Annotated in this window: 9 protein-coding genes; 6 read left to right on the forward strand and 3 right to left on the reverse strand. The window is 49.3% G+C overall.

Features of this window, described 5'->3' with window-relative positions:
* Window positions 1-131: 131 nt before the first annotated feature.
* A complete protein-coding gene (locus KTO58_RS15630; protein ID WP_095838470.1) occupies window positions 132-2,492 on the forward strand; it encodes an ABC transporter permease in 2,361 nt (786 codons plus the stop codon).
* A 53-nt stretch (window positions 2,493-2,545) separates the two neighbouring features.
* On the opposite strand, the gene KTO58_RS15635 is transcribed toward KTO58_RS15630, so the two are convergent.
* Together KTO58_RS15635 and KTO58_RS15640 are read right to left on the reverse strand one after the other, a co-directional pair.
* Entirely contained in the window at window positions 2,546-3,040 is a 495-nt protein-coding gene (locus tag KTO58_RS15635; RefSeq protein ID WP_095838469.1) for a DinB family protein, read from the reverse strand.
* 53 nt (window positions 3,041-3,093) lie between these two features.
* Window positions 3,094-3,570 (reverse strand): GNAT family N-acetyltransferase, encoded by a 477-nt coding sequence (locus tag KTO58_RS15640; protein ID WP_095838468.1) that lies wholly within the window; start codon window positions 3,568-3,570, stop codon window positions 3,094-3,096.
* 98 nt (window positions 3,571-3,668) lie between these two features.
* Here KTO58_RS15640 and KTO58_RS15645 point away from each other — a divergent pair, with 98 nt between their 5' ends.
* The 5 genes from KTO58_RS15645 (at window position 3,669) to KTO58_RS15665 (ending at window position 11,416) form a co-directional block, all read left to right on the forward strand.
* Window positions 3,669-4,271 (forward strand): RNA polymerase sigma factor, encoded by a 603-nt coding sequence (locus KTO58_RS15645; protein ID WP_157752918.1) that lies wholly within the window; start codon window positions 3,669-3,671, stop codon window positions 4,269-4,271.
* A gap of 75 nt (window positions 4,272-4,346) precedes the next feature.
* The gene (locus tag KTO58_RS15650; RefSeq protein WP_225859776.1) at window positions 4,347-5,330 is read left to right on the forward strand and encodes a FecR family protein; all 984 of its coding nucleotides are present in this window, start codon (window positions 4,347-4,349) and stop codon (window positions 5,328-5,330) included.
* 167 nt (window positions 5,331-5,497) lie between these two features.
* On the forward strand, window positions 5,498-8,641 hold the full coding sequence (locus KTO58_RS15655; protein WP_095838464.1) for a TonB-dependent receptor domain-containing protein: 3,144 nt from the start codon (window positions 5,498-5,500) through the stop codon (window positions 8,639-8,641).
* 13 nt (window positions 8,642-8,654) lie between these two features.
* Window positions 8,655-10,070, forward strand: coding sequence for a hypothetical protein (locus KTO58_RS15660; protein WP_225859777.1), 1,416 nt, complete (start codon window positions 8,655-8,657; stop codon window positions 10,068-10,070).
* A 17-nt stretch (window positions 10,071-10,087) separates the two neighbouring features.
* Window positions 10,088-11,416 carry an alkaline phosphatase family protein gene (locus tag KTO58_RS15665; protein ID WP_095838461.1) on the forward strand — a complete coding sequence of 443 codons (1,329 nt, stop codon included), beginning with the start codon at window positions 10,088-10,090 and terminating at the stop codon, window positions 11,414-11,416.
* A gap of 128 nt (window positions 11,417-11,544) precedes the next feature.
* Here KTO58_RS15665 and KTO58_RS15670 read toward each other — a convergent pair whose 3' ends face one another.
* Window positions 11,545-12,300: a M57 family metalloprotease gene (locus KTO58_RS15670; protein ID WP_095838460.1), complete on the reverse strand. Its 756-nt coding sequence runs from the start codon at window positions 12,298-12,300 to the stop codon at window positions 11,545-11,547.
* Between the last annotated feature and the right edge of the window lie 345 nt (window positions 12,301-12,645).

Consider the following 12,645-nt stretch of genomic DNA (forward strand, 5'->3'; position numbering starts at 1 on the left):
CGGACCTGTCAATTTCGGGTATTATTCATTGATTATTAGGCAGGTAATGATCATGAAAAACATAAAGTTGACTATTTTATATTGTCCGGGTGCAGTTTTTGCCGTTCGCAGAAGCATAAAAAAGGGAATGCATGCTTACTAGTTATTTTAAGATCGCGATACGTAGTCTTTGGCGGAACGGGACATTTAGTTTTCTAAATATTGCCGGTCTGGTCATTGGTATTACCTGTACCTCACTGATATTTTTATGGGTGGAGGATGAGCTCACTTATAATCACGTGCATGAGAAGCGGGATCATTTGTACCGGATTATGGAGAACCAGACGTATGACGGGGTAGTGTATACATTTGGGAATACGCCTGTTTTGCTGTCGGAGGCGATACAGCGGGAGATACCCGGTATTAAGCATACGGCGAGGATGAGCTGGGGGACTGAGTTATTATTTGGGGAGGCAGAACGTTCCAGTTATTTTACCGGCCGTTATGTTGACTCGTCTTTGTTTTCCATGTTTACATTTCAGTTGCTGGAGGGAAGTGCTTCGACGGCTTTCCGTGAACTGAATACGATTGTGATCAGTGAGAAGATGGCGAAGCAGTTTTTTCCGGACGGGCATGCGCTGGGGAAGGTACTGAAGATGAATGCTACTGATGCCCTGGTGGTGAGTGGAGTATTTAAGGACTTACCTAAGAATACTACGTATCAATTTGACTGGCTGGGTCCATTTGCCCGTTTTGAAAATAATAATATTTGGCTGAGGGGTTGGGGGAATAATTCCATTACTACTTTTGTAGAGTTGGACCCTGCTGTGGAGCTGGCGGCTGTAAACAATAAGTTGCGCAAGTTTATTACTACGAAACATCCGGAGAGCACTACGGAGTGTTTTCTTTTTTCTATGAACGACTGGAACCTGCGAGAGCAGTTTACCAACGGTAAGCAGACCGGGGGGAGGATTGGTTATGTGCGGTTATTTTCTCTTATTGCGTGGATCGTGTTGATCATTGCCTGTATTAACTTTATGAATCTGGCGACGGCGCGTTCGGAGCGGAAGGCGAAGGAGATTGGTGTAAGGAAATCCATTGGCGCGACGAAAGGCAGCCTGGTATGGCAGTTCATCAGCGACTCGTTGTTATTATCATTTATTGCGGTGATCGTGGCGGTTGTTTTTATTTACCTGTTGCTGCCGTTTTTCAACCAATTGGTGGACAAATCGCTTGTTGTAGGGCTTTTTCAGCCGCTACATCTGCTATGGCTGGTGGGGATCGGCATTATTACGGGGCTTATAGCTGGTAGTTATCCTGCTTTTTATCTATCCTCTTTTCATCCGGTGTCTGTATTGAAGGGGGTATTAAAGACCAGTGGTGGAGCTATATTTATCCGGAAGGGGTTGGTGGTGACACAGTTTGCGGTCTCAATCGTATTGATCATTGCGACGGTGATTGTGTATCAGCAGATCAGTCACGTTAAAAACCGGGATCTGGGATATAACAAGGACCGGTTGATACATCTGCAGGTACGGGGTGCTATTGCGGACAAGTTTGATGTGATCAAGCAGGAGTTAAAGGCAAGTGGTATGGTGGCTAATGCGACATTGAGCATGGATAAGATATTGAATCTGTCTACTAATTCGGATGGTTTCAGCTGGCAGGGGAAGGACCCGCAGCAGGATATATTGATTACGAAGGAGTATGCCAGTCCTGAGTATGTATCGACGATGGGGTTGCAGCTAGCCAGTGGAAGGGATTTTTATCCTGCAGGGAATACGGATAGTACCAGTATTATTATCAACGAGCAGTTGGCCAGGCAGATGGGTCCTGCGGGGAAAGTGGGCAATATCATTCATTCTTCCGGCGAGGAAACGCCCTATGAGATCGTTGGTATTTTAAAGGACTTTTTATACAGTGACATGTACAATGCCGGTGCGCCCTTGATATTGTTTTGTTCAAAGGAGATGCCTAAATATATGACGATCCGGATTGCTTCCGGGGTATCGGTGCCTACGGCGTTGTCCAGGATAGAGGAGGTCATGGTCCGCAACAATCCCGGGTATCCATTTGCCTACAAATTCGTTGACGAAGATTTCGATCGTATGTTCAAGACGGAGGCGTTGATCGGGAAGTTAGCCGGTGTATTTGCTTTGCTGGCTATATTGATCTCTTGCCTGGGATTATTTGGTCTGGTGGCTTATACTGCGGAGCGCCGGACTAAGGAGATGGGTATACGAAAGGTGTTGGGGGCGACCAGTATCCGGTTGATGGCGTTGCTGGCGAAAGGGTTCCTGCAACTCATTGCGATCTCTTACCTGATCGCTTTCCCTATTGCCTGGTTTATGATGGCGCGCTGGCTGCAATCGTACGATTATCATACCCGTATTTACTGGTGGACATTTGTGGGTACGGGTGTTGTGGTATTGCTGATAGCGATCGTTACGATCAGTTTCCAGGCGATCAAGGCGGCGCTTACCAATCCTATCAAGGCATTGAAAGCGGAATAACCAATTGGTGTATTATACAGGCCCTGTTTGCGGAGTGGCAAACAGGGCTTTTTTTATGGTACTTGCCGTAGTAGTATTCTGAATTTTTCGAGTTGTCTTCTGTGGCGTAGTACGTGGACGATGGCATGTTCGGTGAGTTGTTCCAGGTCGTAGTGTTTGCCCCATGTGGTATCCATTTGTTTTGCCGGATCCGGCTGGTCGAGTTCTTCATCGTTTATGTTAGAGAAGGAATCTGCGGTGAACTGCATGGCGGCATTAAAATCTTCCATGTATTGTCCGACGGATGGCCGGAGTATGTTGCCAGGTCTGGGGACTGGCTGTCCGTAAGCGGTGCGGATATAGATTGCGTAGCTATACATGGAGGCGATAACATGTGCCAGTACTGTTTGTACGGATCGGCAATTGGGATCGGAGGTTTTGTGATCTACTATAGTGGTGAGTGCGTTATCGGAGAGATCTTCTACGAGGTCGATTGTTTCGTTGATTGCTTTTTCGTATTCATCAAGTAGTGCGCCGATTGCGCCGGTCCTATATAATTTGTGTGTCATGCGGGGGGGATTGTAGTTTGATCATTGACGGACATCGGTTAGTATTGACAGGATCAGAGTTCTTTCAGCATCCAGACGGTGCAGGCGTAGTGGCCGGAATTTCCGAGGGGGCCATCGAGGTATTTGAATCCAGCCTTTTCGTATTGGGGGATGGCGATGGTGAGTTCTGGTAATGTTTCGAGGTACATATGTGTATATCCCATTTGTCGGGCGGTATCTATTGCTTTTTGCAGGAGGGACCGCCCGATGCCTTTTCCGCGGCTTTGGGGGAGCAGGTAAAATTTCACCAGTTCGCAGTAATGGTTGGGTAGTCCGGCGGTGGGGAATATGCCGGCGCCACCTACGAGGGTATCTTCTGAGGTGGCGATCCAGTAGGCGGCACCGGGGGTATCGAACACGGCGGAGAGGGTAAATATCTGTTCGTCGTAATATGCGGTGCCTGGTCTGTTGACGCCGAATTCTGCCAGAACGGTCCTGATGATATTTCCTACCTGTTGGTCATCGGCAGGGGTGATGGGTCTGATGGTCATGGGTTTTTCTTTTTGTATCGGCTACAAAGATAGGTTGTTGGTTTCATTACATTAACTTAATGCTGAGTTCATATCGGGCTACTAATTTGCGGTCTGATATGGAAAAGCTTTCGGATCAACGGCTCCTGGACCTGATACGGACCGGCAATCATCCTGCTTTCACCACACTTGTGAACCGGCATTGGGAGGCATTGTACAGGTATACCTGTTCCCGCATACGGCAGGAAGCTGATGCGGTTGACATCGTGCAGGAGATATTTATCAGCTGCTGGAATAACCGGGATACGTTATATACGGATGCGAATGACAGCCTGGCATCGTGGTTATTCAAGGCGGCGCGGTACTGTATTATTGATCACTATTCGCGTCCTCATACGACTATTTATAATGAGGCATTGCTGGAGGCTACTTTACAAGAATTAGCGGACAATGCCACTACTGTACAGTTAGAGTTCAAAGAGTTACAACAAAGGCTGGAGGCGGAGATCGCCTTATTACCTGACCGGTTGCGGATACCATACCGTATGAGCCGGGATACGGGTTTGCGTTTGCGGGAGATCGCGGAGCAGTTATCGCTTTCGGAGCAAACGGTCAAGAATAATATCAGTGCGGCTTTGCAACATTTAAGGATGCGGTTGCAGCACGATGATGCGTTATCTGTATTGTTGCTGATGATCCTTTTACAATCTCATTCTCACTAGGCCATTTCAGGGCTTCATAATTCCTTAACACAAAACGGCGGTACCAGTGTAGTTCCAGAGAGATATAGTAGTTGTATGGAACGACCACAACGACGTAGTATCACATTAAAAGCATTGCTCCGGCGCTATTTAGGCCGGCGGGTATCTCCACAGGATGAGCAAGGTATATCGACCTGGTATGACAGTCTGGAGGACCGGGATTATGCTGTATTTGCCTCTGCGGCGGATCAGGAGCGGATACGTACGGCTATTATAGACGAGGTGCATCGGAGGACCTATCCTGTGCGGCGGCCTTTACGTTGGGTGGCTGCAGCAGCTGTTGCAGCACTGGTGGTATGTAGTGGTTTGTATTACTATTACCAGGTACTTTCTGACGGGCGGAATACTTATACGATCGTGCGTGCTGAAAACGGCGTGCATAAGCGTGTGCAACTGGCGGACGGCAGTACGGCGATATTGAATGCGGCTACAACGTTGCTGATACCGTCGGATTACAATCAGCGGGAGCGGCAGCTGGTATTGCGGGGGGAGGCTAGTTTTAATGTAAAGACGGATGCATCGCGTCCTTTCAAGGTGCAGAGCGGTGCTTTACAGACGACGGTATTGGGTACAACGTTTAACGTGAAGGCATATCCCGGGCAGGAGATGCAATATATCACTGTTAATAGTGGGGCGGTACAGGTGCGTAGGGGTGATGGCGGTACGGCGTTATCCAGTTATGTATTACATGCTCATGAGGGGTTGCGATATCTGGCGGCGCAGCAGCAGGTACAGCTGGAGGCGATTGCCGGGGATGCGGCAGCGGACTGGCAATCCGGTGTGTTGAATTTTTCACAATATACGATCGCGGATATGGTGCATGAGCTGCAACGGCAGTTTGACATTCCTATGCAATTAAAGTCCACGCCAGCTGATACGGGGCATTATATGATCCGTTTTCAGCGTCAGGGGCTGGAGGAGATACTCGCTGTTTTGTCCGGATTGACCGGCATTCAATATTATAAAAAAGGGGGGACCATCATTATTCACACAAAATCTTATACCGTGCCAGTAAAGTAGTACTGCTGAAAAAAAGCCGGAAGCGCTTGCAACACTTCCGGCGTAACCTGCACTCATTGGGGGAGTGCAACATTTTTAACAGATCGTAAACCATTAAAAACGCTACAAAAATGAGCAATTTTTACTCCGGTTGTATCAGACCGGCTAAAACTCTTTTTTTATTAACCATGAAACTGACACTGTTTTCTGCTTTGTTCAGTACATCTATGGCCTTTGCCGGTGTAACGACGGGGCAGACCATGGAGCAGGTAAAGGTCAGTCTTTCCGTGAGGGAGACGCCACTGCGTAAGGTGCTGGAGATGATAGAGCGGCAGTCCGCTCTGGGAATAGGTTATAGTACGGATGCGATACCGTACAACAGTAAGATAAGTTACAATGCTAATGACAAGTCGGTAGCGGACGTATTGCGGGAGTTATTTAAGGCGTTTCCTGTGCATATTCGCCAGGTGAGTGGTCAGTATGTGTTGATACAGGCGGATGCTGCCGGTGTTCAGCAGCAGGTGCAGATCACGGGTACGGTAACGGACCGGTTGACGAGGGAGGCTTTGCCAGGTGTGAGTGTGAGTATCAAGGGGAGTAGTTCTGGGGCGTCGACGGATGTGGAAGGGCGTTTTTCGCTCCGTTTTCCTGCGCAGCAGGAGTCGGTTACGCTGGTGATCTATTTTTTAGGATTCAAGAGACAGGAGGTTGTCGTAAGCCGAGAGCATGCCAGTGGTTTGCATATATCGCTGGAGGCTGACCGGCTGGGTCTGGATGAGGTGGTGGTAACGGGTCAAGGTGTTAATACGACGAAGCGCCGGCTGTCGACTAATGTGGTGAGTATCGGGGCGCGTGACATAGAAGACGCGCCTAATGGCCGGCTGGATCAGCTGTTACAGTCGCGGTTGCCCAATGCGCAGATCCGGCTGACGGGTGGTCAGGCGGGAGCTACCTCTATTATGCGTTCGCGCGGGGTGATCTCTGCTTATAAGAACTCCACTCCTATCATCTATGTGGACGGTGTGCGGATGGATAATCTCAATACGGTGGCGGCATTAGGCGGCGGCAGTACACAAGGAGCAGCTATCAGTTCGATATCTGACATTCCGATGGATAATATTGAGAAGATAGAATTCATCAACGGCGGTGCGGCCACTACACTTTACGGATCGGATGCGGCGAATGGGGTGATCCAGATCTTTACGCGTAAAGGCGGTGCTGACAAGACATCGGTTACGGCGGAGACGCAGATGGGCATTGAGACCCCTACGGCGGACTTCCTGCATTTCAAACGTACCAAGGAGTTGTTGATGCAGGATGGTTTTTATCAGCGTCATCACGTGGGTATTAACGGTGGGCGTGACAACTTTGGTTACAGCTTTTCCGGTAACTATATGAATACGAGCGGTACGCAGCTGTATAACCAGAACAGCAACCGTAAGATCGATTTCAGCACAGGATTCCGTGCTGGTCTTGGCAGTAAGGTGACGTATGAAAGTTCTTTCTCTTTTGTGAATAATAAGTATAAGCGTAACCGTAATGGTAATCAGGGCGGTTATACCGGGTTGTGGTTTACGGAGAGCGGGGCATCTGCTATTACCGGACCGAAGTTCAATCCGGACCTGGATGCGCTGAGCGATGCGGAGTTTGCGAAGATGAAAGCTTATGTGAACGAGGCGGAGCGTTTGCAGGATAACAATATCCTGATCAACCGTTTCCAGACTTCCCAATCCTTTAAATATGAGCCTATAAAACACCTGGTATTTAAGGCTACCGGCGGGGTGGATTACCGTGTGCAGGAGAACCAGGTGATCACTACCAACAAGTATCTTTCTTTCACTACCGGCAATCCTGTAAAGGACCAGGGTAGCATTACCAATGCGGACAGGAAGTACCTGGGCATTACGTTGGAGCTGAACGGGCAATATGAGTTTAAGGCCGGTGATTTCTCTTTTGTATCTACTGCCGGCACGCAGTATTTCCGGACGGAAGATCATCAGAGTGCGTATAACGGCAGTAATATCAGAGACGGGGCGCGGCTGATATCGGATGCTACTACGAAGACCGGTGAGGAAGCGCTGGTGCAGGCGGTGAACTATGGGGTATATGTGCAGGAGAACATTGGTTATAAGAATAAATTGTTCCTGGATCTGGGTTTACGCGGGGACGGTAATCCTGCTTTCGGTAACAACATTGGTATTCAATATTATCCAAAGGCAGGTATTGCTTATGTACCTAATGATGAGCGTTGGTTCCAGGCGATCTCGCCGGTGGTATCGTCTGCCAAGTTGCGGGGAAGTATAGGGCTGGCTGGTAACTTGCCTTTCCCGTTCTATAATCTGCGTACGATCGCTTTCCAGGGATTCAACAATGAGCAAGCAGCCTTTTTCGGCATACCCGGTAATGCCGGGTTAGGGCCTGAGAAGACCCGTACTGTAGAAGGCGGTTTGGACCTGGGTTTTCTGAAGGACCGATTGTTGCTGACCGCCAGTTATTACCAGGCTGTTACCAACCAGGCGTTGTTCTCTGTGCCCCCTACGCCCTCCAGTGGTCAATCACAGCCGCAGCAATATAATATAGGCATGATATTGAACCGCGGTTGGGAATTCAGTGTGGTAGGTATTCCTTTGGAGACCAAAGACTATTCCCTGCGGCTCAATGCCTCTGTGAATACGCTGTATAATACGGTAAAGGATGCGGCCGGTATTCCTCCCTTTAACCTGAATGGTTTCAGTGCACGTACTATACAGACGGTGGTGCAGGAAGGCAACCCGGTAGGATTCTTACGCGGTAACTATGGTGTATTTGGACCTGACGGTACCTTGCAGAGTACCTTGGCGCAGCAGAACCTGGGTACTACTATTCCTACTTTATTTGGTAGTATGGGTTTGAACTTCCGATATCGTCATTTCAACCTGTTTGCCAATGCAGATTACCAGCAGGGGGCGTATGCGAATTCTTTTGATGCGCAGTTCCGTTTTAACTACGGCGCCAGCAATGAAGGTATTCCTCAGGCGGAGATCGACAAGAACAAACGTACGAACTGGTTGAATTTTACGAACAAGTTTGTGCAGCGTACGGACTTTATCAAGGTACGAGTGATCGGTATGAGTTATACTTTACAGCCAGCGTTGTTCCGCAAGGTGATCAAATCGGCGACGGTGAGCCTGAGTGCTATCAATCCATTGAATTTTGCCAGTTCGGATTTTGATCCGGAGGCTACTATCAGTGGTAGTGCGCAAGGTCAGGGAGGAGCTACTACCGGTGGTATCAGCTATGCTACTTATTCTGCGCCCAGACAGTTCCTCGGTACTATCCGTCTAAATTTCTAAAAACAACAATCACATGAGAAGACATTTTTCCCGATATATAGTGATAGGTCTGATGACCTTTAGCGGATGTTCTGTATTGAATCCGAATGTAACGGAACCGGTGTTCCTTTCCAATGAAAATGCGGCGAAGAGCTGGGTGAACGGGTTGCGCCGGCAGCTGGCGCTAACGATGAACCAGGTGGTGGTGAGTACGGAGTTGGTATCTGACAACTATTACAACAACCGTACGTTGAGCAGTAAGGTATTTGACATTCCGCAGATCGATTATTTTGACCTGGATGTGAATAACCTGCAGGTGCAGGTGCAGCGTTTGCGGGAGATGTCAGAATACGGTTTATCAACGGTGTTAAAGGGTGATCCTACGGCTACGGCGGCGGATTCTACGGAAGTATATTTCAGTAATGCATTTGCGCATTTGCTCAGTGGCGAGTTGTTTGTGGGGTTGCCTGGCAGTAATCTGGGGCCTGTGCTGACGCCTACGCAGCACCTGGAGCGTGCGATATTGTTGCTGGACAAAGCGCTGGCGTTGTCGACCAATGAGAATGACCGTAATGCGTTTACGCTATTGAAGGCGCGCGCTTATTATCAGCTGGGCGATGCGGTTAATGCCAGCAAGTATGCTACGGCGGTGATGAGTAAGACAACGTTGTTGCGCCAGGCGAAGTTTGACGGTCTCAACAACGTGCCTAATGACATGCAGACTTATCTTTATTCATCTACCAATAATGAGTTTGCGCCATTGCCGCGGTTGGATTTCCTAGATCCTAAGTATTATCATACGGGGTTAGCGGCTACTGATCAGAAGCCGGTGACTATTACGAAGGCGGAGGAAGCGTACCTGATACAAGCGGAGGTGCAGTTGTCTGCGGGGCAGCTGGATGCGTCGAGGGTGACGATGAAGCAGTTGCTGGATGTGGTGAGTGCGCGCGGTTCGGTATCGATAGATGACAAGAAGGAAACGCGGAATGGAGGTAACCGGAAGGACTATCCGTTGACGGCGGTGAAGGTGAAGTTTGACGTGAGTGATAATGCGCGCAGCGGTTATGTACTGGACCGTCAGGCTGGCAACATTAAGGCGTATACGATATCCGGGACGTTGGTAAAGGCGGAGGATCTGGATGCTGCTGTGAGCCAGGATCAGCTGTTGTATCTGTTATACCGTTTGCGTCAGGAGATTTTTATTGCGGAAGGTCGCCGGATGACGGATCTGGGTATCCGGTTTCCGGTGTCGCAGACGGAGCAGCTGAACAATCCTAATGTGAAGGCGGAGCATATACAGGCGCAGTTGCCTGGTTTTATCCCATTGAACAGGGGTATGGATGATTTTACTTATGATAAGGACAATGGTGTGGTGACGATGAAGTATGATATGAATGCGGTGTTGGTGAAGAACAAACACGCTAAAGAGCTCTTTCCTTTTATTCAATAATTTAATTAGTCATTAAAATGAAGAAGTTATTATTTGCTATATGTGTGTTGGCGATCGGCGGGCAGGCGGTGCGGGCGCAGCAAGCCAAGTATGTGGTATTGATCAGTGTGGACGGTTTCCGTCCGGATTTTTATATGGAACCCTCCTGGCCTGCTCCCTATATGCAACAGATCAAGGAGCAGGGCGTGTATGCGCAAGGGGTACAAGGTATTTTTCCTACGGTGACCTATCCATCTCATACGACGTTGATCACGGGTGTGACGCCCTCCAAGCACGGTATCTGTTACAATACGCCATTTGAGCCGCAGGGCGCCAGTGGCCGATGGTATACGGAGGCGAAGGATATTAAGGCGGAGACGCTGTGGGAGGCTTTACGCAAGGCTGGTTTACGTACGGCATCGGTATCATGGCCGGTATCGGTGGGTGCGCCTGTAGATTACAACATTCCGGAGACGTTTTCGCTGAGTAATCCTGGTGATCGCCGGGCAGCTACCAGTGAGCAAGCTACTCCGAGGGGTTTGTTTGAGGAGGTGCAGCAGCAGGCGACCGGTCAGCTTTCTGCTACGGATCTGAATTTGCATTATTTCGGTATGAATGAAACGTTGAGCCGGATGGCAGCTTACCTGATCGGCCGATACAAGCCGAACCTGCTGACGATACATTTGCCCTGTACGGATGAGGCGCAGCATGATGAAGGGCGCCGGGGGGATCGGGTGACGCTGTCGGTAGCGGCTGCGGATCACGGTATAGGAACTATCCTGGAGGCTATTGCCAAGGCAGGTATTAAGGACAGTACGGCGGTGATCATTACTGGTGATCATGGATTTGTGGATATTCATACGGGGTTGGCGCCTAATGTGTGGTTGGCGGCGAATGGGCTGATCGGTAAGGACGGATGGAAGGCGATGTTCCATAGTGGTGGTGGTTCTACTTTTTTGCAGCTGAAGCAGGAGAAGGATGAGCAGACATTGCGGCAGGTGCGGAAGATATTATCGGAGTTGCCGGAGGCGCAGCGTAAGTTATTCCGGGTGGTAGAGCGGGCGGAGCTGGACAAATCCGGTGCGGACCCTCATGCGGCGTTGGCGTTGACGGCGGTGCCCGGTATCAGTTTTACGACCAGTAAGGAGGGGCCTGCGATGCGCGCTGCGCGTGGTGGTGCGCACGGTTATTATCCTGATTTCAGGGAGATACAGACGGGTTTTGTTGCTTATGGCGCGGGGCTGGCCAAGGGTCAGGTGATACCGGTGATGCACCTGGAGGATGTGGCGCCATTGGTTGCGCAGTTGTTGGGGGTATCGCTGAAAGAAGCCAGTGGTACGGTGTATCCCGGTATGTTGCGTAAGTAAGTGCTTATTGACCGGATATTAAAAGTTGATCCCGGTAGCGGTGGCTACCGGGATCTTTTTATTTAGTCGAGGCGGGGAGCAGACACCTGCACAATAAAAGGTGTTATCCTGCCGGCGACGCATTGTTATCAAGGAGCAGGGTACAATACGGCAGTTGCTTGTTTATCTTTTGCAGATAATACGGTAGCGCCGCTACCGCACTGGCCACCGTTCATGAGGGAAGCGGCATCGGAGCCGCCAACGCCTGGTACGGCTACGCCACCGGATTGGTTAGTATGCCATAAGGAGATGTTATGGCCCATTTCGTGGCAGATGGTGCGAGCGCGTTGTGCGAAGCTGTTGCCGGCGATGTAGGCTTTGTTGATCCAGATCATGTTACCAGCGAGGCCACCGGAGGGGAATGTACCCTGACCGCAGACACCAGTACCCAGGTTAGAGTCTACGATACGTACATCGTAGGGGGCGCCGGATACTATTCTCCAGCGGATGCGGCTACCAGGTACGGTGGTATTCCACTGTGCGATTGCGGAATTGATTTCGGATATCATGCTAGTCATGGTAGGATCTACATACAAGCGGATATCGCGGCTGCTGGCTGCGTTGATCAGGCTACCGGAATAGTATTGTTCGGTAGTGATCTTGCCATTGTGTTCCGGCACTTTCATATTTTTAGGAAAAACGATGTCGCCATCTACTACATATTTGTCGCCTTTGTCTTCGATGATGGAAGCGGGGGCGCCCAGCGCCTGGATGTATTCCAGTACTTTTTTGGCGTTGTCTTCTGGTTGGGGCGTGTTGACAGGGGCGTCGGCAGATTTGTTACATGCAGCGATAGAGAATGCCGTAACCACGATCAGAGAAAGGGCTCTTAGGTTCTTTTTCATGTTAGGTTGATTTAAATTTTGAGGTTGATGATTTGAATATGTGGGTTTATTGTGCACGGTAATATTGAGGCATTCCGGGATGCCTGTTGAAAGGGTTTACTAATAAATGCTCTTGACCCTTACTGCAGGCTGGGTTTATAGCCTGTAGTATTGTTAGCTTGTGCCTGTCGATAACGTGAATGGTACTACTCTCTCTACATTAATATATTGCTCTGATCAGGGTTATATTTTTTAGCATAAGGGCTTAAATAAAAATAGGGAATAATATTCATGTGACCTAATTTATTATCAGGTAACGCGATGGTATTTATGCATTTTACTCTCTTCTTTAAAGAAAAGGTCTGC

It is taken from the genome of Chitinophaga pendula (assembly GCF_020386615.1).
GTDB lineage: Bacteria > Bacteroidota > Bacteroidia > Chitinophagales > Chitinophagaceae > Chitinophaga > Chitinophaga pendula.

What these genes read in the sequence shown, in the direction of transcription:
- KTO58_RS15630 (WP_095838470.1), top strand. Translation starts at nt 132, where the DNA reads ATGCTTACTAGTTATTTTAAGATCGCGATACGTAGTCTTTGGCGGAAC.
- KTO58_RS15635 (WP_095838469.1), bottom strand. Translation starts at nt 3,040, where the DNA reads ATGACACACAAATTATATAGGACCGGCGCAATCGGCGCACTACTTGAT.
- KTO58_RS15640 (WP_095838468.1), bottom strand. Translation starts at nt 3,570, where the DNA reads ATGACCATCAGACCCATCACCCCTGCCGATGACCAACAGGTAGGAAAT.
- KTO58_RS15645 (WP_157752918.1), top strand. Translation starts at nt 3,669, where the DNA reads ATGGAAAAGCTTTCGGATCAACGGCTCCTGGACCTGATACGGACCGGC.
- KTO58_RS15650 (WP_225859776.1), top strand. Translation starts at nt 4,347, where the DNA reads ATGGAACGACCACAACGACGTAGTATCACATTAAAAGCATTGCTCCGG.
- KTO58_RS15655 (WP_095838464.1), top strand. Translation starts at nt 5,498, where the DNA reads ATGAAACTGACACTGTTTTCTGCTTTGTTCAGTACATCTATGGCCTTT.
- KTO58_RS15660 (WP_225859777.1), top strand. Translation starts at nt 8,655, where the DNA reads ATGAGAAGACATTTTTCCCGATATATAGTGATAGGTCTGATGACCTTT.
- KTO58_RS15665 (WP_095838461.1), top strand. Translation starts at nt 10,088, where the DNA reads ATGAAGAAGTTATTATTTGCTATATGTGTGTTGGCGATCGGCGGGCAG.
- KTO58_RS15670 (WP_095838460.1), bottom strand. Translation starts at nt 12,300, where the DNA reads ATGAAAAAGAACCTAAGAGCCCTTTCTCTGATCGTGGTTACGGCATTC.